The following is a 21,179-nucleotide window of genomic DNA, read 5'->3' on the forward strand; positions in this document are numbered from 1 at the left end:
TTGGCTAGGCCGCGTTCGCCGTGCCGGTCTTCATCAGGGAGCGCAGGCTGTCGCCCTCGATCAGGGTGCGGCCCGCGACTTTCACCTTCCGCAGCGCGCCGGTCTTCAGCAGGGCGTAGCAGGTGGTCCGGCCGAAGCCGCCGAGCCGGCATGCGTCGTTGACGCGGAAGCCGAGGGCGCTGGCCGGCTGGAACTTGTCTGGGGTCTCGAAGCTCATCTGCATCCTCGCAATCCGCCGCTGTTCGGCGATGTGCGAGGCATACGAGTTCGGCTGATGGTCAGTCTTAGTCGGAGTGGTCAGAGTGACGATTAGTCTGACCACTCTGACCGGCGTCGCGTTCAATGTCGGCGAGGCATTTGCGGATAAGCGGAGCCAGTCGCTTGGCTCTCGTCGTGCCTTCTTTCTTGCCGGCCAAGCGATCCGACAGAGCCAGCGCCGCGTCCATCGGGCCTGTCGCCTTGCCCTCCAGAACCATACGGGCGCCCAGCTCGGCGAACGGTGCGTCGAGTGCCCTGAAGCTTCGCCCCCGCGGGCGGCGCGATGGGGACGTGTCGGGCTTCACCGGCGCGGCCACACGCGCATCCCCCGATGCGCCGACCAAGATGCCGCGTACCTCTGTGCCGTGAATGTCGATCGCGCTGTTCCACCAGTCGACTATGGCGTCCGCCCATGCCTCGGTTGGAAGCGCGACGGTCTCGATGCTGCCGGCCGGAATGCCGCGGGCGACCAGCCTGCCGTTGCGCAACCGGGTGAGGAGGAAGGTGCGAAGTGCCTGTTCGCCAGCTTCGAGTTCTTCGTGCTCCTTCGTCGAGAGCGGAACCAGGGGGCCGTCCGTACCGGCGTGGCGATCCCGGACGCCGAGATGCACGACACGTTCGGCCAGGGCCGCGTCCTCGGCAAACTCGATGCGGGCGATCCATAGGGGCACCGGGCCGGTGCCGGGTGCGGCGATGTGGAACTCACGCGTCGGCGCCGGAATCTTCACGCCTGCCGCTCCTCGACCGACGAAAGAGGTAGCGGGAAAAGAGATGCCGGAGCCTTGTCGCAGAAGCTGGCCCAATCCTCCATCAGACGCCGCCGCTTCACGAACAGGTCGCCGCGCTGATATGCCGCCTCCGCCTTGTCCTTGAGCTGGTGCGCCAACGCATGCTCGATCACCTCGCGAGGGTGGGCCGTCGCCTCGCCGGCCCAATCCCGGAACGACGAGCGGAAGCCGTGCACGGTAGCGTCGATCTTCATCCTGCGAAGGACCATTTCAAGGGCCATCACGCTCAAGCGGGAGCCCTGTTTTGCGCCGGGAAACACCAGAGAATCAGCGGCATCGCTGGAACGAAGGTTGGCCATGTCGCGAAGGATGGCGGCCGCAGCTTCGGTGAGCGGAACCCTGTGTTCCTTCGACGCCTTCATGCGCGAAGCTGGAATGGTCCAGACGCCAGCGTTCCGGTCCATCTCGCCCCAGGTCGCGCCCATGACCTCGCCGGAGCGGGCGGCGGTCAGGATTGCGAATTCCAGGGCCCGAGCCGAAACCCCTTCACGCGATCTCAGCCGCTTCATGAAGGCGCCCAACTCCTGCCACGGCAAGGCGGCGTGGTGCTTCACGGCCCGCACCTTCGAGCGGCGCGGGAACACCTTGTCCAGGTGTCCGCGCCACCGCGCCGGATTGGCGGACGAGCCGTCGCGCCAACCGCGCACGGCGGCAAAGTCCAGCACCGCCTCGATGCGCCCGCGAAGACGCGACGCGGTTTCCGGCTTCGAGCTCCACAAGGGGGTGAGCGCTGCGGTGACGTGTTCGGTTCCGACGTCGCCGACCGTCACATCGCCCATATGCGGGCCGGCATATTCGGTCAGCGTCATTTTCCATTGGGCCCGATGCTTTGCGTTGCGCCAGCCGGCTTCCTGGGCTGCCAGGTAAAGGTCCACCACTTCCTTGAAGGTCCGGTTCCGGGCGGCCTGTACCTGCGCCTCTGCCTCGGCGGCTGCGGCATCCGCTTCGCGCTTCAGGAGGGGGTCGATCCCCTGAGTGATCAGGCCGCGGAGGGCTCCGGCCCGCGTGCGGGCGTCGGCCAGCGATAGGGCGCCGGCACCGCGCGCGGGACCTAGACCCATGTCGCGCCGAACCCCGCTGACGCTGTAGCGCATGATCCAAAGGGCCGCGCCGGAGGGCTTCACGTAGAGCTGCAGCCCTCCGCCGTCACTATAGCGACCAGGCCGCTTCTCCTTCGCCACCTGGGCCGCTGAAAGCCCCGCTGCCCGCTTCGGCACCCGACATCTCCGCCATGGTGGGGCCTGGAATCCAGTCCCACATCCGTTCCCACAACGTAGGCCCGAACGGCGGCGAACGGAAGCGAGCGAGAGTGGACGAAGGCTCCTTGGAACGTGGCCTTTTCCGAGGCATTCTTGCGCCGCAAGCGCTCTGACCGATCATTGGCGAATGATGGTATGGCGGACATCCCCTCCGCCATCTTGCCCGCGCATTGTGATGTCCTCGCGCAGCAAGCCGCGCGACGCCGTATCGGCCCGGCGGACTGATCCCCCGCATCCTTCGGCCCGACTTTTTTTCGAGTGCATCGGGAATAGCTGCGCTGTCCGGGCCTCCATTCTCCGGCACGAGGGTCGGGCGAAGGCAGGCGACATGGGGCAGGCGGAGGCGATGGGCCGCATCGGAGATGACGCGATACGCGCCCTGCTGCCGCATCTGCGCCGCTTCGCGCTCAGCCTCACGCGAGATTCCGCCGCCGCCGACGACCTGGTGCAGGCGGCCCTGGAGCGCGTCCTGTCGCATTGGGCCTCCTGGCGCGGCGAAGGCAGCCTGCGCGCCTGGGTCTTCGCCATCCTCTACCGGCAGTTCACTGCCGAACAGCGCCGCGCCCGCCGCTTCTCCCGCCTGGTAGAGCTCTTCACCGGCATGGAGCGGCATGCGCCTTCGGTGGAGGAAGGCGCGCTCGCCCGCGTGGGCCTTGCTGCCATCGACACCCTGCCGACCGAACAGCGCGCCCTGCTGCTGCTCGTCAGTGTCGAGGGCCTCAGTTACAAAGAAGCGGCCGAGGCGCTGGACCTGCCCATCGGCACCGTCATGTCGCGCCTGTCGCGGGCCCGCGCCGCCCTGCACCGCGCCATCGACGGCGAGGAGACGCCGAAGACCCTGAGGGCCGTGCCATGAGCGCGCTGATCCCCGATGAGGAGACGCTGCACGCCTATGTCGACGGGCGGCTGGATGCCGAGGCGCAGGCGCGCGTCGAGGCCTTCCTCGCGCGCGATGGCGGCTGGGCGGCGACGGTCGCCGACTGGAAGCGCGATGCCGAGCGGCTGCGCGCCGCCGCGGCCGGGCCGTTGCTGCTGCCGCTCAATCCGCGGCTTGATCCGGCGGCGTTGCGCCAGGGCATGCGGGTGCGGCGGCAGCGCCGCCTGGCCACTGCCGCGGCGCTGCTGCTGGTCGCGGGCCTCGGCGGCGGTCTCGGCTGGACGGCGCGCGAGCGGATGTTCGCCGCGGCGAACCCGCCCATGGCCGATGCGGTCAGCGCCTATCGCGTCTTCGCCACCGCCGGCAGCCAGGCCGTCGAGGTGCGCGCCACCGGCACGGATGCGATGCAGACCTGGCTCGCCCGGCATCTCGACCGCGGCGGCGCGCGCGTGCCGGACCTCACCGCCTATGGCGTGCGCCTGCTCGGCGGGCGACTGCTGGCGACCGAGGACGGCCCGGCCGCCATGGTGCTCTTCGAGGATGAGGACGGCCGGCGCATTGCCTTCTACATGCGGCCGGGCCCGCCCTTCGCGACCGAGACCATCGAGGAACGGCGCGATGGCGGGCTGCTCGCCCGCTACTGGTCGCGCCACGGCTATCGCTTCGCCGTCGTCGCGCCAGCGGACGACGACCGCGCCGCCGAGATCGCTCGGGTGCTGCGCGTCGGGAGCTGATCCGACAATTCTTCCGCTCGGCCGGGAATAGGCACCGGCCGCCGAGCCTCCGTCATCGGTTCCCGACCTTTCACTCGCGGAGATCCGATGCAACCCTTGCCTGTTTCGCGCCGATCCTCGGCCCTGCTTCTCGCCGCCGCCTTGCTCGGCACCCGCGCCGCGCGGGCCGCTGACGCGCCCGTCGCCCCCGAAGCCGCCTTCCTCGCCGAGAACGAGGAGGCCATGGACCGCATGATGGCGGCGATGGCGGTGCACCCTACCGGCGACATCGATCGCGACTTCGTCGAGATGATGATCCCGCACCACCAGGGCGCGATCGACATGGCGCAGGCCGTGCTGCGCTACGGCAGGAACCAGCAGATCCGCCGCATCGCGCAGGAGATCATCGTCGAGCAGCAGCAGGAGATCGTCGCGATGCGCCTCGCGCTCGGCGATCCGCTGCCCGCCGCCGCGCCGGCGCCCGACCAGACTGCCGCACCTGCCTCTGCCCATCATCACCATGGAAGTCGCTGACATGACCCGCACGCTTCGCCTCGCGCTGCTGCTTGCCTCCACCGCCATGCCGGCCTTCGCCGGCCAGGCGCCGGTCGCCGCCGACGCACCGGACATCGTGATCAGCCATCGCGACCGGGTCTATGCCGCCGAGCAATTCTCCAACACCGTCTCGGTCATCGACCCGGCCGACAACCGGTTGCTCGGCGTGATCCGCCTGGGCGATCCGGCGCCGGGCAATCTCAGCCCGCTCTATCGCGGCCAGCTCCTGGTGCATGGCATGGGCTTCTCGCCCGATCACCGTACCCTCGCCGTGGTGTCGATCGGGTCGAATTCCGTGACCTTCCTCGACACGGCGACGAATGCGGTGCGGCACGTGACCTATGTCGGTCGCTCCCCGCACGAGGCCTTCTACACGCCGGACGGCAAGGAGGTCTGGGTGACGGTGCGCGGCGAGAACTACATTTCGGTGATCGACGCCACGACCTTCGAGGAGACGCGCCGCATCACCGTGCCGGCGGGGCCGGGCATGACGATCTTCTCGCCCGACGGCCAGTACGGCTATGTCTGCTCCAGCTTCAATCCCGAGACCGTGGTCATCGGCGTCGCCAGCCACGAGATCGTCGGCCGGGTGCCGCAGGACAGCCCCTTCTGCCCGAACATCGCGGCGAACCCGGACGGCACGCAGGTCTGGCTGACGCTGAAGGATATCGGCCGCGTCATGGTGTTCAACGCACGGCCGCCCTTCAACGTGCTGCACCGGATGGACACCGGCCCGATCACCAACCACGTCAACATCGTGCGCAACGCCCATGGCAGCTTTGCCTACATCACGATCGGCGGCCGCAATGAGGTGCAGGTCTATCGCACCGACAATTTCTCCCGCGTTGCCACCATCCCGGTCGGCGCCCTGCCGCACGGGCTGTGGCCGTCCGGCGATGGCACGCGCGTCTATGTCGGGCTCGAGAATGCCGCCGGCATGGCGGTGATCGACACGCTGACCAACCGCGTCCTCGCGACCGTGCCAATCGGCCAGGCGCCGCAGGCCGTCGCCTACGTGCCGGATGCGGTGCCGGAGGGCGACGGCACGCAAAGGCTCCAGCCGCTTGGCGTCGCGGGGCAGGCGGCCCATCTCAGCCTCGCGCCACATGGTGCGCAGGCCGGCGGCACCGGGCCGACCAGCGTCACGCTGTTCGACCAGGGGCTGATCCAGGTGTTGCAGGCCTCGGTCACCGGGCTCGAGCCGCGCAAGCCCTACGTGTTGGCCCTTGCCCCACGCGCTGATGGCAGCGGCGCGCTGGAGCCTATCTCGGCCTTCATGACCAATCCGGCGGGTTCGGCCATCGTCAATGCGCTGGGGCCGATCCGGCAGATCGTGCAGGCGGGGCAGGGGGATCAGCGCCGCTATCTGGTCATCGTCCCCGGCACGGCTGCCCAACACGGCGCACCGCTGCAGGTGCAGCGGCCCTGAGCCATCCGACGCACCGCCGCCGCGGGGGGGGGGATGCGGCGGCGATGCCTGCGCGGGGCGCCATCCCGCCGGATGGCGCGCCGGTGCAGGCGGAAGGCGGAGACGCCGCGGAGCGATATGCCTCCCCGCATCCGTGCCCACGCCGAGCGGGCGCGAGATGTGCCGGTCCAGGGGCCTCGCCATTGGCCGGGCTCCGGCGGTGAGGCGGATTTCGGATGCCGGCATGCCAGACGCATCCATGGTATTTCCCTGCCGTGGAGACGCCCCGAGTCCAGTCGGCCGGATGCGCCCCGCGGTGTCTGTGGTCACGACGCTGACACAAGGCGCTCCGGCACGAGTATCCCGAAAGTCGGACGCAAAGGTTGCGGGCACGGGATACGACCCGTATCAATCGGTCATGCAGCGCGTTCTTCTGATCTCCGCTCTCGCCGCCCTCTTCGTCGTTCCCGCGGTGGCGCAGAACTCGCCGAGACGCCTTGGCGAATTTGGCCAATGGACTGCGGCCGTGCATCAGGAACAGGGGCAGAAGCTCTGCTACGCCTTCACGCGCGCGTCCCGCATGAGCCATGCGCGGACCGATGTCATGCTGATGGTCACGCACCGTGGGCGCACCCGCAACGAAGTCGCGCTGGCGGCCGGCTACATCTATCCGCGCAATGCGCGGGTGACCGTCTCGGTGGGCCGGGAGGCATTGCCGTTCCAGGCGGACGGGACCGCCGCTTTTGCGCGCGACAGTCAGGCCGCCGTGGCGGCATTCCGCCGTGGCAGCGAGGCGATCGCGCGGGGCCCCCGTCGTGCGGGCCGCAGCGGTACCGTGACCGATACCTTCAGCCTGCGGGGCTTCACCGCGGCTTACAACGCCATCACCCGCGAATGCCCGCCCCGGCGGGGGCGGCGCTGAGTCTCCGCCCCGGGACGTGACCGCGATGCCGGAGGCGGTGTGGTCCCGCTTCCCCGCCCCGGCAGCCTCGCATGCGATGACAGGCGTGGCTTGAAGGCAGCGCGATTCATCACCGCGCACCCCGAACGATTGTGCTGGCCCCGGATAGCCGCGGGTCGCGACATGCGACCCGGGTGACCGCATCGCGGCTGGTCGGAGCGGCTTAGCGGATCGGCAACCTGAATACCGGCACGATCCGGCATCACCGGGCGACCAACCGAGGATGAGGGTCCCATGTGTCAGGCATGCTCGATGGGCGCCATGCGTCGGCGCGGCCTCTTCGCCATGGGGGGTGTCGCGCTGTCCATAGTTGCGCTGCCCCGATCCGGGATCACCGCGCAACCGTTCGCCGGCCAAGCGGGCTCGCCCGATGACGCGATTCGGCGCCTGATCGAGGGTAATGCACGCTATGTCGCCAATACTCTGCGCCCTGCGGACCACGCCGCTGGCCGCGCGGTCCGGGCGGCCGGCCAGCGACCCTTCGCGGCCATCGTCGCCTGTTCCGATTCCCGGGTGGTGCCGGAGTTGATCTTCGATCAGGGGCCCGGCGATCTCTTCGTCATCCGGGTCGCCGGCAACTTCATCAACGACGACGCGCTCGCAACGCTGGAATACGGCGCGGCCGTGCTCGGCATCAGCGCGATCATGGTGCTCGGGCACGCTTCCTGCGGCGCGGTCGGCGCCACCATCGACTCCATTCGCGACAATGCGCTGCCGCCCGGACACCTGCCGAATCTGGTGAACGCGATCCGCCCGGCCGTCTATGACGTCATGCCCGGCCGGCCGAACGATCTGCTGGCCGCGGCGATCGCCGAGAACGCGCGGCGCAATGCGGGCAAGGCAGCAACGGCGGCGCCGATCCTCTCGGGCTTCCATGCTTCCGGGCGGATCCGGTCGGTCGCCGCGGTCTATGAGATCGCGAGCGGCAAGGTGGAGCTTCTGTGACATCCGCCCGGCACGCGCGCGGATGTCGCGTTACGTGACGGGCGCGGCCGCCGCCTATCGCCGAAGGTCCGCCTCGACCGGCCGCCGGCCCATGGCGAGCGCGGGCAGGGCGGCCGCCACCAGCCCCACCGCCAGCGCCGCCACCGGCGCCAGGGCATCCTCCCAATCCGGCTGCGCGGCTACCTGCAGATCCAGCGCACCGCCTGCCAGCATCCCGGCCCCCGCCGCCATCAGCCAGCCCAGCGGCAGGCCGGCGGTGACGCCGAGGCCCAGGATGGTCCCGGCCTCCAGCCAGGCCGCCCCGGCGACGTAGCCGGGCGGCGCGCCGATCGCCCGCAGCACCGCGAAATCCCGCCGCCGCGCCAGGAAATTCGCCGACAGCGCCAGGAACACCGCGGCCAGCACCAGGGCAAAGCCGCCCCAGGCCATGCCCGCCAGCAGCCCGCGCACATCGCCCAGGGCGCGCAGCAGCGGCACCAAAACCTCGGCCGGGAAGACCGCCGTGCTCGCCCCGCTGCGGAACTGGCCGCGCAGGCGATAGGCATCGGCGATCGAGACCGGCGTCACCGCCACCGCCGGCACGCCGGGCGGCTCGACCCAGGGCGGGCCGATGCGGGTTTCGTCGCCGCCATGGCCCATGCCGAGACCGTGCAATTCCCACACGCTTTCGATCGGCACCAGGATGGCGCGGTCCCAGGCCGTGCCCTGGGGCGGCAGGCGGCCGACCACGGTGTAGTCGCTGCCCTCATGGCCGTGCGGGGCTTCGTCCTGTTCGGTGTGGCCGTGGCCGGGCTCGAATTCTTCGCCGTCCTTGAGAGGCACGGCTGAACCCACCACCGCCTCGAAGGGTGCGGCGAAGATTCGGCCCGAGGCCGGGGCGCGCCGGCCCCCGCGCGTCACGAAATCCGCAGTCACGCCGACGACCGGATAGCCGCGCCAGGAATCGCCGAAACCGATCGGCGAGGCCCAGCGGACCCCCGGCGCCGCAAGCAATTCCTGCAACCGCGTGCCCGGCATCAGCGGAATGGCCTCCGGCCGCAGGAAGACGGAGGAGAGCACGAGCTGAGTCGGGCTGCCCGCCGCGCCCACCACCAGGTCGAAGCCGACCACGGCGCCGATTGACCCGCGGCGCACGCCGCGTTCCACCGCGCCGACCGCGACACCGAGGGCCACGGCCAGCGCCACCAGCAGTGCGAGTGCGGCCGAGGTCCAGGGCCGGCGCCGCAGCGCCGCGCCGGCGACGGGCCAGGGATTCATCATGCGGGCACCAGGCTCCCGTCCTCGATGCGCAGCCGTCGCTGCAACCGGCCGAGCAGTCCCCGGTCATGCGTCGCGACCAGCAGCGTCGCGCCGGTCTCGGCGGCGAGGCCGACCAGCAGGTCGCCGACCAGCGCCGCCGCCGCCGGGTCGAGGCTGGCGGTCGGCTCATCGGCGATCAGCACAGGCGGGCGGAACAGCAGGGCGCGGGCGAGGGCGACGCGCTGCCGCTCCCCACGGCTGAGCGCCGCGACATCCCCCGCCGCGCCGGGCACGCCGAGGCGCGCCAGCAGCGCAGCGGCGGCCTCGCGCTGCGTCGCATCCGGCCGCAGGTGCTCGAAGCTGACGGGCAGCAGCACATTCGCCGTCGCGCCGAGCCCATCCACGAGATGGAAATCCTGGAACACCATGCCGACATGGCGCCGCCGCCAGGCGTCGCGCGCCCGTGGGGGCAGGGTGGACAGTTCCACGGTCCCCCAGGCGAGGCGGCCCGAGCGCGGCGCCGCGATGCCGGCCAGCACATGCAGCAGCGTAGTCTTGCCGGCACCCGAAGCGCCCTCGATGCCCAGGCTCGCGCCGGCGGGCAGGTCGAGTGCGGCGACATCCAGCAGGGTCCGCCATCCGCTGGCCCGGTCCGGCACGCCGATGGACAGGTCGCGCAGGGCCAGCGCCCCGGCGGGGTCAGCCTCGGGCAAAGGCAGCGTCCCGCAGGCGGAGCTGGCTGACGAAGCCGCTCTCCGGGTCGGTCCAGGATCCGGTCTCGAGCCGGCCGGTCACGTCGATGCGGTGCGACGGGTCGAGCGGCAGCGCCCGGCGGCGCAGATAGACCACCACGATGTCCGGCGGCCATTCGGCGTCGGAGGAACAGAAGGGGCAGATCGACATCGGCTCGTTGGTCAGCACGAAGAAGATCGCCTCGGCGGTCAGGGGCGGGGCCATGTAGCCGCGCATCGTCACCGTCTCGCCGGCCAGCCGCTTGACCTTGTCGGTGAAGCGCAGCCCGGTCACCGACCAGGTGCCGTAGAGCTCGTCGAAGCCCAGCCGTTCCGGCGCCGCGGCCCGCGCGGCCGCCGGAAGCAGCAGGGCAGCCGGCGCGCCGAGCAGGGCGCGCCGGTCGGTCATGATGGCCTTACTGGCCAAGCCCGAGGGCCTCCGCCATGCCGCGGAAGACGTAGGTGTTGTCCACGAAGCCGCGGAAGCGCTCGCTGCCCGGGCCCCAGGCGCGGAGGATGGCGTCGTCGACCGCATGCACGCCGCTATCCGCGGTGCGGGGCAGGTTTCCCTCGCGGCGCTGGGCGCCGGGCTGGTTGCAGAAGGCCTCGTTCGCCACGTAGACGTTGCCCTGGCGGACCGACGGGACGCGTTGCCCGTCGAGGCTCGGGCGGAAGGTCTCGCAGTAGTCCGGGAAGGCCGCGTAGAACACCGCGAGGCGGCGGGAGACGTCGACGCTCGGCGGATAGCCGCGGGCATCGGCCGGCGGGTAGTTCGGGAAGCCGGCATCCTGATAGACGCCTACATGGTCGCGACCCTGCTCGCCCGGACGGTTGTCGTCGACCGTGCCGACGATGGCCATGCCGTGGGTGTGGTCGGGGACGACGACGATCATGGTGTCGTTGCGGTCACGCGCCCAGTCCTGGGCCACGCGAACCGCATTGTCGAGCATGATGGTCTCGTAGACCGAACGCTCCCAGTCGAGCGGGTGGTTGTTCTTGTCGATCTCGCCGCTCTCGACCATCAGGTAGAAGCCGGCCGGGTTGCGCTCCAGTACCTGCAGCGCGGCGCGCACCTGCTCGGTGAGGTCGGGCTGGTTCGGGAAGCGGCTGACCGTGCCGCGATGCAGGTAGAAGCGGTCGAGCGCGCCATCCATGTTGCCAAGGGTGAAGAGCCCGAGCAGGCGGCGCGTGCCGGACTGCGCCGCGGCCTCGGCCAGGCTGCCGGCGTCCTCGGCGAAGGTGTAGCCCTGCTGACGGAAGGCGTCGATCATGTTGCGCTCATCCTGCCGGCGGGAACCGGGGACGCCACGCGGCAGGAAGGCGGCCGAGCCGCCGCCGAGGAGCACGTCGACGCCCGAGGCGAGCATCTGGTCGGTGATCGGGATGTAGTCCGAACGGCGGCGGGTATGGGCGAAGACCGCGGCCGGGGTGGCGTCCTGGATCTCGGTGTTGGTCACCACGCCGACCGACATGCCGCGGGTGCGCTGGACATAGGCGGCGAGCGTCTCGACGCGTGGATGGCCGAGGGTATCGCGGGCTCGGCTCGGATAGACGTTGAGCGCATTGACGCCCGACTTGTGCCCGGTGTTGTAGGCGGCGGCTGAATTGGCGCTGTCGGTCGCGATGCTGTCCACACCCGAGGTGCCGACCGTCGCCATCTGGGGGAAGTCGTCGATCGTCAGGCGGCCATTGTAGCGGCCCTCGCGGATCCCGCGGGACAGGATGCGCGCGGCGGTCACGTTCGCGACCGTCATGCCGTCGCCGACGAAGAGGATGACGTTGCGCGCCTGGCGCTGGCCACCGCCATAGACCTGCCAGCCGACGCTTGCCGTGTGTTCGCCATCCGTCGCGGTGATCGTATAGACGCCCGGCGCCGGCAGGGTCGCATCGCGCAGCATGATGGAGCTGGCGGGCTGGCCGTCCTCGCGCTCGATGAACTCCGCCTCGCGGCCGAAGACCTCGGCGATCGGGCGGCCATTGACCGTCACGCTCGCGCGGTCGCGGGCGACGAGGCCCGGGAACTCGACCTTCAGGTCGAAACGGGCGCCGGCGAGGATCTCAGCGCGGTCGACGGGGTAGATGGTCTGCGCGACCGCCGCCTGGGCGGCGAATAGGGCGGTGACGCTGAGCGCGGTGAGAAGGCTGCGGCGCATGCGGTGGCTCCAGTGCAGATGCGCGCGGACCATAGGGGGTGAGGCCAAGGCTGGGCGGCTGTCTGAAAAATTTCATGGCGGGCTGAGGGGGAGGCTGGAGCGATGCGCCGCGGTCGCGATCGGAGGGGCTCTGCCCCTCCGCACCACCCCGCCAGGATGCTGGGCATCCTGGACCGCAGTCTTCTGGTGTTGAGCCCGAACGGATGCGCTGGCCCCCAAAGGCGCTTGGTGCGCAAGAGCGGGCTTCGGCGCCCATTCTGCCTGCCGGGGCTGGTGCCAGGGCGAGGTTTGCAGAGGCCCTTCGGCCGATGCGGGCTCCCAATCACGTTGCATGGCGAGGTGATTGGCAACGTGCCGGGGTGGTTTGAGGGTGCGGCACCCCTCCAATTCCTTGGGGGGCTCAGGATGGCCTTTCGGCCTCTGCCGGGCGGTGCGAAGCGTCCGACGACGCCTTTCGCGATCAGCCCCGCCGGCCTGGCATGCGGTGCCGGAAGGCCAGCGCCTCCGCCACATGGGCACGGCGGACCGTCTTGCTGTCGGCGAGGTCCGCGACGGTCCGGGCGACCCGCAGCGCCCGGACATGCGCGCGCGAGGACAGGCGCAGCCGCGTCGCCGCGGTCTCGACCAGGGCTTCGGCCTCGGGTTCCAGCAGGGGCATGAGCTGGCCGATCTCGGCCTCGGCATTGTTGCGCGGGCCGGTCCCGCCCCAGCGGGCTCGCTGCGCGTCGCGCGCGGCCTGGACGCGGGCGGCGACGGTGGTGCTGGCCTCGCCGGCGGGGGCGCGGTTCAGCTCGGCGGGCGGGATGGGCGTGACCTCGATGGTCAGGTCCATGCGGTCCAGCAGCGGGCCCGAGAGGCGGTTCTGGTAGTCCTCGCCGCAGCGCGGGGCGCGACCGCATTCGCGTCCGGCCTCGCCGAGATAGCCGCAGCGGCACGGGTTCATCGCGGCGATGCATTGGAAGCGCGCGGGGTAGGTGACGTGGGCCTGGGCGCGGCTGATGGTGGTGCGGCCGGTCTCCATTGGCTGGCGGAGCGCCTCCAGCGCCGGGCGCGGGAATTCCGGCCATTCGTCGAGGAAGAGCACGCCGCGATGGGCGAGGCTGATCTCGCCAGGACGCGCACGATGGCCCCCGCCGATCAGGGCCGGCATGGATGCCGAGTGATGCGGGTCGCGGAAGGGCGGACGCATGACCAGGCGACCACCTTCCAGCATCCCGGCGATGGAATGGACGAGGGAGACTTCGAGTGCCTCGGCCGGCGACAGGTCCGGCAGAAGGCCGGGCAGGCGGGCGGCCAGCATGGATTTGCCGGCGCCGGGCGGGCCGATCATCAGCAGGTTGTGCGATCCCGCGGCGGCGATTTCGAGCGCGCGCTTTGCGCTCTCCTGGCCCTTCACCTCGGACAGGCAGGGTGCGGCGCGGGGCGGCGCGTCGAGCTTCGGCGGGGCGGGCGGCGACAGAAGCTGGATGCCGCGGAAGTGGTTGAGCAGGGAGAGGATATCGGGTGCGGCGAGGACCTCGATCTGCCCGGCCCAGGCCGCCTCGCCGCCCTGCGCGGCGGGGCAGATCAGGCCGAGGTCACGGGCCGAGGCGCCCAGCGCCGCGGGCAGTACGCCGGCCACCGGGTTGATGCCGCCATCGAGGGAAAGCTCGCCAAGTGCCGCGTACCCTGCCGCGTCTTCCTTCGGGATGATCTCCATCGCCGAGAGCAAGGCGAGCGCGATGGGCAGGTCGAAATGCGAACCCTCCTTCAGGATGTCGGCGGGGGCGAGGTTCACCAGCACGCGCTTGGGCGGCAAGGACAGGCCGAGACCCGTCAGCGCGGCGCGGACGCGCTCGCGGCTTTCGGCCACGGCCTTGTCGGGCAGGCCGACCAGGATGAAGGCGGGCAGGCCGGGGGCGATCTGGACCTGCACCTCCACCGGGACCGGGTCGATGCCGGCGAAGGCGAAGGTGGCGATGCGGGCGATGGTCATGATGTGACGCCAGGGTGGCGTCACACCGAATGAAAATCAACCTAGACGAGAATTACCTGGCTTCGGCGGCGCTCGCCGCGATCCGCATCAGCCGCCGGAAGTTCCCCGACCAGAGCAGGTCGATCTCCCGCGCGCCATAGCCGCGGGCGATGAGTTCCGCCGTCACGTTCATGGTCTGCGAGGCATCCCCCCAGCCCGGGATGCCGCCGCCGCCATCGAAGTCGGAGGACAGGCCGACATGGTCGATGCCGATGCGGGAAACGGCGTAGTCCACATGGTCGATCATGTCCTTCACCGTCGCCGGCGACTTGCCGCCCGGCGGGGTGGGGCGGAGGAAGCCGTCCAGCGCGGTGATCTGCACCAGCCCGCCGGTCGCACGCAGCATGTCGAGCTGCTCGTCATCGAGGTTGCGCGGATGGTCGCACAGCGCCTTGCAGCAGGAATGCGTCGCGACGATCGGCACCTGAGATAGCTCGGCCGCCTGCATCATGGTGGTCTTGGCGCTGTGCGAGACATCGACCAGCATGCCGAGGCGGTTCAGTTCGCGCACCACCTCGCGGCCGAGTTCCGACAGGCCGCCATGTTCGGCGACGCCGTCGCCGAGATCGGGCTTCGGACGCGCGGCATCGGCCAGGTCGTTGTGCCCGTCATGGGTCAGCGTGAGATAGATCGCGCCGAGATCACGCCACAGCGCGAGGCGCGACGGGTCGCGCGCCAGCGCATTGCCGTTCTCGACGGCGCTGAGCACGCAGAGCGCGCCGGCGGCCTGCGCCGCCTCCATCTCCGCCGCGGTCGTGCAGAAATGGCGCGTCGTGCCGTTCGCGCGGGTGCGGATGTGGCGCAGCATGGCGTCGGCGCGCGTGGCGGCGGCGGTCAAGCCTTCCGCATCGCGCCGCCCCTGCGGCGTGTAGGCGATGAAGACCGCTGCCTTCAGCCCGCCGCGCAGCATCTTCGGGAAATCGACCCGTCGGTCGGTCTCCGTGGTGGCGTCCGGCGGTTCGGGCCAGCGTATGTCGATATGGGTGTCGAGGGTCAGCGTGGCGGCGTGGATCGCGGCGGCGTCGGTCATGCGGAAGTCCAACCGGTGAGGAAGCGTTCGAGCAGCCCGCCGATCTTCTCGACGTTGTAGCCGCCCTCCTGGGTGATGGCGGTCGGGATCTTCAGCCCGCCGATCATGGCGCCGGCGCGGGCGAAGCCCTCCTCGGTGACCTTCAGCGCGCCGAGCGGTTCGTGTTCCGACGCGTCAAAGCCGAGCGGGACGACCAGTGCATCGGGCTTGAAGTCGCGGATCGCGGCCATGGCGTAGCGCAGCGCGTCGAGCCAGCCCTCGTCGCCGGTGCCGAAGGCGAGGGGGAGGTTCATGTTGCACCCGTCGCCCGCGCCGGCGCCGCGCTCGGCGGTGCGGCCGACGAACCATGGATAGTAGTTGTCCGGGTCGCCATGGATGGAGATGGTCAGCACGTCCCCGCGCTCCCAGAAGATGCCCTGGGTGCCGTTGCCGTGATGGCTGTCGATGTCGAGCGTCGCCACCCGCGCCGCGCCCGCATCGCGCAGCGCCTGGGCCGCCAGGGCGGCGTTGTTCACGTAGCAATGTCCGCCGGCGCGTGCGGCATAGGCATGGTGGCCGGGTGGGCGGCACAGCGCATAGGCGGTGCGGCCCTGTGCCGTCTCGGCAGCGGCGGCCAGCGCGCAGGCGGCGGCGCCCTGGATCGCGGCCCAGGACCCGGGGCCGATCGGGCAGGCCGTGTCGGCCGTGTACCAGCCGGTGCGCGCAATGATGCTGGCACCCGTCCGGCCACCCTGGGCCACCATCTCAGGCACGGGATGGATGTTGGCGACGACCTCGGGGCCCGGTTCCGGCAGCTTCGCCCATTCCGTCGCGGCGGTGGCCAGGAAGTCGAGGTAGTCCGGTGCATGCACCGTTTGCATGGCGCCGTCGGGCAAGGGCGGCGGCGTCGCGGGAGCGAGGCCCATGCGGTGCAGCGCCGCCTCCAGCGCCGCGGCGCGGGCGGGGATCTCGTAGTTGCGGCGGACCTGGCCACGCTGAAGGAAGAAGGTCGGCGTATGGCCTGCCTGATCGGGGTGCGCGAAGGTCTTCATGATGACGCGAGGCTAGGCAGCGGCGTCGTGCTTGTCCACGCAGGCGGTGGCGGGCACCTTGTCCATGGCATCGCCGGGGGGATAGCCTCCCTGCACAATCAGGGAGACTTCGTCGATGGCCGTCTCGCGTCGCGGATTCATGGCTGCTGCCGCTTCCGCCCCCATGCTGATGACCGTTTCGGAAGCGTTGGCCCAGGGCGTCACCCCGCGCCGCGGCGGCACGCTGCAGATGATGCTGACGCCGGAGCCGCCGGTGCTGCAAATCGGGGTGAACCAGCAGGGCCCGACCCTCGCGGCCGCGCCCAAGATGTTCCAGGGGCTGATCACGTTCTCGCCGACGCTCGAACCGCTGCCGGTGCTCGCCAAGTCCTGGACCATCAGCGACGACGGCAAGGAATACACCTTCAACCTGCAGGAGAACGTGAAGTGGCATGATGGCCAGGCCTTCACGGCGGACGATGTCGTCTTCTCCATCATGAAGTTCCACACGGAGCTTTCGCCGCGGGCGCGTGCCATCTTCACCCTGATCGAGACCTGCGAGGCGAAGGATCCGCTGACCGTCCGCATCGTGCTGAAGCAGGCCTTCCAGCCCTTCCTGCTGATGTTCGACGCGACGGCCGCGGCCATCGTGCCAAAGCATCTGTTCGACGGGCGCGACTACCGCACCGCGCCGGCGGTGCAGCACCCGATCGGGACCGGACCCTTCAAGTTCACCGAATGGCAGCGCGGCAACTTCGTGCGCATGGACCGCTTCGACGACTACTGGAAGCCGGGGCAGCCTTATCTCGACACCATCATCTACCGCATCATTCCGGACAGCCAGAGCCGGCGCCTGGCCCTGGAATCGGGGCAAGTGCTGCTGAGCCAGGCCTCCGACATCGAGCCCTTCGACATTCCGCAGCTCCGCCAGCGGCCAAACCTCGAGGTCAACACCAAGGGGTGGGAGTACTTCTCGCCGCTGTCCTGGATCGAGCTGAACCACCGCGTGAAGCCGCTGGACGATGCGCGGGTGCGCCGCGCGATGTCGATGGCGATCGACCGCGCCTTCATCGTCAACCGGCTATGGTTCGGCGTCGGCAAGCCGGCGACGGGGCCGGTGGCGTCCACCACGCGCTTCTTCGACGCCAATGCCAAGATCGCCGCCTTCAATGTGCGGGAGGCCAATGCGCTGCTGGACGCCGCAGGCTATCCGCGCAAGGCGGATGGGACACGCTTCACCCTGAAGCACATCCCGCTGCCCTATGGCGAGATCTGGACGCGGCTGTCGGAATACCTCCGCCAGGCGATGCGCCAGATCGGCATCGCCTTCGACATGGAAAGCACGGATGCCGGGTCCTGGGCGCGGCGCGTCGGCGCCTGGGAATACGAAACGACGATCAACTTCGTGTACCAGTTCGGCGACCCGACGCTCGGTGTCGAGCGCACCTACGTGTCGTCCAACATCCAGAAGGTGACCTTCACCAATACCGGCGGCTACTCCAACCCGCAGGTCGATGCGCTGTTCCTGCAGGCGCGCGGAGCGGCCGCGGCGGCCGATCGCCAGCGCGCCTTCAGCGAGGTGCAGAAGATCCTGGTCGAGGACGTGCCGCAGATCTGGCTGACGGAGCTCTCCTTCCCGACCATCTACGACAAGAAGGTGCGCGACGTGATCACGACCGGCCTCGGCGTGAGCAAGTCCTTCGACGACGTCTTCATCGCCGGCTGACGGATGGAGCTGTCGCGGCTGCCCGGCTTCTTGCTGCGGCGCGGGGTCAAGGCGGCGATCGTGGTGCTCGCGATCGTCGTCTGCAATTTCTTTCTGATCCATGCCGCACCCGGCGATCCGGCGAGTGTCATCGCCGGCCAGTCGGGGGCGGCGGATGAACGCTTCCTCGCGCAGCTCCGCGAACAGTTCGGGCTCGACAAGCCGCTCTATGAGCAGCTCTGGATCTATCTGAAGGGTGTGCTGACGCTCGATCTCGGCTTCAGCCACCGGCAGCAGCAGCCGGTCTGGACGCTGGTCAGCGAACGCCTGCCCGCGACGCTGCTGCTGACCGGTGCGGCCTTCGTCTTCGCCGTCGCGGCGGGGGTGACGCTGGGGACGCTCGCGGCGCGGCGCGTCGGCACCTGGTGGGATTCCTTCATCACCGTCATCGCGCTGACCTTCTATGCGACGCCGCTGTTCTGGGTCGGGCTGATGCTGGTGCTGTTCTTCTCGGTCTGGCTGGAATGGCTGCCGAGCTTCGGCATGGCGAGCGTCGGCGTCGACCTGCATGGCATCGACGCCGTGCTGGACGTGGCGGTGCACCTGATCCTGCCTGCGGCGACGCTCGGGCTGTTCTACCTCGCCGTCTATGCGCGGCTGACGCGCGCGACGATGCTGGAAGTCGCCGACCAGGATTTCGTGAAGACGGCGCGGGCCAAGGGCGTGCCGGAAGGGCAGGTGGTACGGCGGCACGTGCTGCGCAACGCGCTGCTGCCGGTCATCACCTTCGCCGGCATCCAGGCAGGGCAGCTCATCGGCGGGTCGATCCTGGTGGAGACGGTCTTCGCCTGGCCGGGTATCGGGCGGCTCGCCTTCGATGCGCTGCTGGCGCGAGACTATGCTGTCCTGCTCGGCGTGTTTTTCTGCACCTCGGTGATGGTGGTTCTGTTCAACCTCGTGACCGACCTGCTCTACGCCATCGTCGATCCGCGGGTGGAGGTCGAGGGATGAGCCCCTGTGATCGCGGAGCACCGCGGCGGAGCGAGGCGCAGAGCGTGAATCGCGGGGGGCACCATGTCTGACTTCTGGCGACGCTTCCGCCGCAATCGCGGCGCCGTGGTGGGGCTGATAATCCTGTTGCTGGTCTTCGCCATGGCGATCTTCGCCGACATGCTGTTCCCCGGCAGCCCCTGGGACATGGCAACCGCACCCTTCGTCCCGCCGGGCGAGGAAGGGATGCTGCTCGGGTCCGACAGCCTCGGGCGGGACGTGGCGGCCGGAATAGCACATGGCGCGCGGATCTCGCTGATGGTCGGTGCGGTATCCACGGTCGTCTCTCTGGTGATCGGCGTGTCGCTGGGGGCGATCGCCGGGTATCTGGGCGGCTGGGTCGACGATGCAGTGATGCGCTTCACCGAGTTCTTCCAGACCATTCCATCCTTCGTCTTCGCCATCCTGCTCGTCGCGATCTTCACGCCGACCATTTATTCCGTCGTCTTCGCCATCGCGGTGGTGTCCTGGCCGCCGGTCGCGCGGGTGGTGCGGGCGGAGTTCCTCTCGCTGCGGTCGCGCGAATTCGTCCAGGCGGCGGAGGTGCTGGGCAAGTCGCGCGTGTCGATCGTGGTGACGGACATCCTGCCCAATGCGATGTCGCCGATCGTGGTGTTGTCCTCGCTGATGGTCGCGAGCGCGATCCTGCTGGAAAGCGCGCTGTCCTTCCTCGGCCTTGGCGATCCGAACCTGATGACCTGGGGCTTCCTGATCGGCGCGGGGCGGTCGGTGATCCGCATCGCCTGGTGGATGTCGGTGTTCCCCGGTCTCGCGATCTTCGTGACGGTGCTGGCCCTGAACCTGGTGGGGGAGGGGCTGTCGGACGCTTTGAACCCGCGCCTCGCGCGCCAACGCGGAGGTGCGGCATGACGCTTCTGTCGGTCGAGAACCTGACCGTCGCCCTGCCGCCCGGCGGCGATCGGCCGAATGCCGTCGAGGGCATCACGCTGGCGGTGAATCCCGGCGAGATTCTCTGCGTCGTCGGTGAGTCCGGATCGGGCAAGTCCATCACCGCCAATGCGACAATGGGCCTGTTGCCGAAGGGGTTGCCGGTGACCTCCGGCCGGATCACCTTCGAAGGCCAGGACCTGCTGGGGCTGTCGCCGGAGGCGATGCGGCGGCTGCGCGGGCAGCGCCTCGCCATGATCTTCCAGGAACCGATGACGGCGCTGAACCCCGTCATGCGCGTGGGCGAGCAGATCGCCGAGGCCATGCGGGTCCACGGCGCCGGCGGCGACGCGGCGCGGCGCGTGCCGGAGCTGCTCGCCGCGGTGAACCTGCCCGATCCGGCGGCGACGGCGCGGTCGTATCCCTTCCGCCTGTCGGGCGGGCAGCGGCAGCGCGTGATGATCGCGATGGCGTTGGCGCTGGAGCCGTCCCTGCTGATCGCGGATGAGCCGACCACGGCGCTCGACGTGACCACGCAGATGCAGATCCTGCGCCTGATCCGCGAGATCCAGTCGCGCCGCGGCACCGGTGTGCTGTTCATCACCCATGATTTCGGCGTGGTGGCGGAGATCGCCGACCGCGTCGCGGTGATGCAGAAGGGCCGCATCGTCGAACAGGGGCCGGCCGCCGAGGTGCTGAACAACCCGCAGCATCCCTACACCCGCGGGCTGATCGCCGCCGTGCCGCATGGCGCGCCGCCGGCCCTGGCGGCATCGACCGCGCCGCTGGTGCTGGAAGCGAGGGGTGTCGAGAAGACCTATCGCCGCCCGGGCGGCTGGTTCGGGCCGAAGCCCGTGGTCCGCGCAGTGCACGATGCGGATTTCGTCCTGCGCAAGGGCGAGACGCTCGGACTGGTGGGGGAATCCGGGTCGGGCAAGTCCACGCTGGCGCGCTGCGTGGTGAAGCTGGTCGAGCCGGAGAAGGGCGAGATCATCTTCGAGGGCGAGGATCTGCGGCCGCTGTCTCGCGGTGCCTGGAAGCCCTTCCGCAAGAAGATCCAAATGGTGTTCCAGGACCCCTTCGCCTCGCTGAATCCGCGGCGGATGGTGGGCGAGATCATCGCCGAAGGACCCATCACCCACGGCGTCGAACGCGGCGTGGCGCTGGCCCGGGCTCGGGAATTGCTGCGGCTGGTGCAGCTCGATGCGGGGGCGATGGGTCGCTATCCGCATGAGTTCTCGGGCGGGCAGCGGCAGCGCATCGGCATCGCCCGCGCGCTGGCCATGGAGCCGGAACTGCTGATCGCGGACGAGCCCGTCTCTGCGCTCGACGTGTCCGTGCAGGCGCAGGTGCTGGACCTGCTGGCGGACATCCGGGCGCGGCTCGGCCTGACCATGCTGTTCATCACCCACGACCTGCGCGTCGCCGCCCAGGTCTGCGACCGCATCGCCGTGATGCAGCGCGGCGCGATCGTGGAACAGGGGCCGACCGCCGAGGTGTTCGGCAACCCCAAGCACGCCTATACGCAGCAATTGCTGGACAGCATCCCGGGACGATCCTGGACGCCGCCCGTCATCGCTGCCTGAGGACGATAC

Annotated in this window: 20 protein-coding genes; 10 read left to right on the forward strand and 10 right to left on the reverse strand. The window is 69.9% G+C overall.

Going from position 1 to position 21,179, the window contains the following annotated elements:
- Positions 1-4 precede the first annotated feature (4 nt).
- From KPL78_RS04260 to KPL78_RS30735, 3 genes are all read right to left on the reverse strand, one after another.
- A complete protein-coding gene (locus KPL78_RS04260; protein WP_219761631.1) occupies positions 5-217 on the reverse strand; it encodes a helix-turn-helix domain-containing protein in 213 nt (70 codons plus the stop codon).
- Positions 218-284: 67 nt separating this feature from the next.
- The gene (locus KPL78_RS04265; protein WP_219761632.1) at positions 285-986 is read right to left on the reverse strand and encodes a hypothetical protein; all 702 of its coding nucleotides are present in this window, start codon (positions 984-986) and stop codon (positions 285-287) included.
- Positions 983-2,263: a tyrosine-type recombinase/integrase gene (locus KPL78_RS30735; protein WP_219761633.1), complete on the reverse strand. Its 1,281-nt coding sequence runs from the start codon at positions 2,261-2,263 to the stop codon at positions 983-985. The genes KPL78_RS04265 and KPL78_RS30735 overlap by 4 nt, the downstream gene beginning before the upstream one ends.
- A 388-nt stretch (positions 2,264-2,651) precedes the next feature.
- Between KPL78_RS30735 and KPL78_RS04275 the strand changes: the two genes are divergently transcribed.
- From KPL78_RS04275 to KPL78_RS04300, 6 genes are all read left to right on the forward strand, one after another.
- The gene (locus KPL78_RS04275; RefSeq protein WP_219761634.1) at positions 2,652-3,161 is read left to right on the forward strand and encodes an RNA polymerase sigma factor; all 510 of its coding nucleotides are present in this window, start codon (positions 2,652-2,654) and stop codon (positions 3,159-3,161) included.
- The gene (locus KPL78_RS04280) at positions 3,158-3,916 is read left to right on the forward strand and encodes an anti-sigma factor family protein (protein WP_219761635.1); all 759 of its coding nucleotides are present in this window, start codon (positions 3,158-3,160) and stop codon (positions 3,914-3,916) included. Before KPL78_RS04275 ends, KPL78_RS04280 begins: the two co-directional genes overlap by 4 nt.
- Positions 3,917-4,003: 87 nt before the next feature.
- A complete protein-coding gene (locus tag KPL78_RS04285) occupies positions 4,004-4,429 on the forward strand; it encodes a DUF305 domain-containing protein (protein ID WP_219761636.1) in 426 nt (141 codons plus the stop codon).
- 1 nt (position 4,430) lies between these two features.
- Positions 4,431-5,879, forward strand: coding sequence for a YncE family protein (locus tag KPL78_RS04290; RefSeq protein ID WP_219761637.1), 1,449 nt, complete (start codon positions 4,431-4,433; stop codon positions 5,877-5,879).
- Positions 5,880-6,174: 295 nt separating this feature from the next.
- The gene (locus KPL78_RS04295; protein ID WP_369412622.1) at positions 6,175-6,780 is read left to right on the forward strand and encodes an invasion associated locus B family protein; all 606 of its coding nucleotides are present in this window, start codon (positions 6,175-6,177) and stop codon (positions 6,778-6,780) included.
- Between the two features lie 291 nt (positions 6,781-7,071).
- Complete coding sequence (locus KPL78_RS04300; protein ID WP_219761638.1) at positions 7,072-7,764, forward strand: carbonic anhydrase; 693 nt, start codon at positions 7,072-7,074, stop codon at positions 7,762-7,764.
- A 54-nt stretch (positions 7,765-7,818) separates the two neighbouring features.
- On the opposite strand, the gene KPL78_RS04305 is transcribed toward KPL78_RS04300, so the two are convergent.
- The 7 genes from KPL78_RS04305 to KPL78_RS04335 all read right to left on the reverse strand — a co-directional run bounded on the left by KPL78_RS04305 (position 7,819) and on the right by KPL78_RS04335 (position 15,962).
- Positions 7,819-9,024: an FtsX-like permease family protein gene (locus KPL78_RS04305; RefSeq protein WP_219761639.1), complete on the reverse strand. Its 1,206-nt coding sequence runs from the start codon at positions 9,022-9,024 to the stop codon at positions 7,819-7,821.
- Entirely contained in the window at positions 9,021-9,716 is a 696-nt protein-coding gene (locus tag KPL78_RS04310) for an ABC transporter ATP-binding protein (protein WP_219761640.1), read from the reverse strand. The genes KPL78_RS04305 and KPL78_RS04310 overlap by 4 nt, the downstream gene beginning before the upstream one ends.
- Positions 9,703-10,143, reverse strand: a complete 441-nt coding sequence (locus tag KPL78_RS04315; RefSeq protein WP_219761641.1) for a hypothetical protein — start codon at positions 10,141-10,143, stop codon at positions 9,703-9,705. Before KPL78_RS04315 ends, KPL78_RS04310 begins: the two co-directional genes overlap by 14 nt.
- A gap of 7 nt (positions 10,144-10,150) precedes the next feature.
- Positions 10,151-11,887: an alkaline phosphatase gene (locus KPL78_RS04320; RefSeq protein WP_219761642.1), complete on the reverse strand. Its 1,737-nt coding sequence runs from the start codon at positions 11,885-11,887 to the stop codon at positions 10,151-10,153.
- Positions 11,888-12,347: 460 nt separating this feature from the next.
- Complete coding sequence (locus KPL78_RS04325) at positions 12,348-13,862, reverse strand: YifB family Mg chelatase-like AAA ATPase (protein WP_219761643.1); 1,515 nt, start codon at positions 13,860-13,862, stop codon at positions 12,348-12,350.
- A 52-nt stretch (positions 13,863-13,914) separates the two neighbouring features.
- Complete coding sequence (locus KPL78_RS04330) at positions 13,915-14,931, reverse strand: dipeptidase (RefSeq protein ID WP_219761644.1); 1,017 nt, start codon at positions 14,929-14,931, stop codon at positions 13,915-13,917.
- Entirely contained in the window at positions 14,928-15,962 is a 1,035-nt protein-coding gene (locus KPL78_RS04335) for a histone deacetylase family protein (protein ID WP_219761645.1), read from the reverse strand. Before KPL78_RS04335 ends, KPL78_RS04330 begins: the two co-directional genes overlap by 4 nt.
- Positions 15,963-16,077: 115 nt before the next feature.
- On the opposite strand from KPL78_RS04335, the gene KPL78_RS04340 reads away from it, so the two are divergent.
- From KPL78_RS04340 to KPL78_RS04355, 4 genes are all read left to right on the forward strand, one after another.
- Entirely contained in the window at positions 16,078-17,667 is a 1,590-nt protein-coding gene (locus KPL78_RS04340; RefSeq protein ID WP_255568553.1) for an ABC transporter substrate-binding protein, read from the forward strand.
- A 3-nt stretch (positions 17,668-17,670) separates the two neighbouring features.
- Complete coding sequence (locus KPL78_RS04345; RefSeq protein WP_219761646.1) at positions 17,671-18,657, forward strand: ABC transporter permease; 987 nt, start codon at positions 17,671-17,673, stop codon at positions 18,655-18,657.
- Between the two features lie 63 nt (positions 18,658-18,720).
- Positions 18,721-19,566 carry an ABC transporter permease gene (locus tag KPL78_RS04350; RefSeq protein ID WP_219761647.1) on the forward strand — a complete coding sequence of 282 codons (846 nt, stop codon included), beginning with the start codon at positions 18,721-18,723 and terminating at the stop codon, positions 19,564-19,566.
- Positions 19,563-21,170 carry an ABC transporter ATP-binding protein gene (locus KPL78_RS04355; RefSeq protein ID WP_219761648.1) on the forward strand — a complete coding sequence of 536 codons (1,608 nt, stop codon included), beginning with the start codon at positions 19,563-19,565 and terminating at the stop codon, positions 21,168-21,170. The genes KPL78_RS04350 and KPL78_RS04355 overlap by 4 nt, the downstream gene beginning before the upstream one ends.
- Positions 21,171-21,179 lie beyond the last annotated feature (9 nt).

The organism is Roseomonas alba, assembly GCF_019430885.1.
GTDB classification, from domain to species: Bacteria; Pseudomonadota; Alphaproteobacteria; order Acetobacterales; family Acetobacteraceae; genus Neoroseomonas; species Neoroseomonas alba.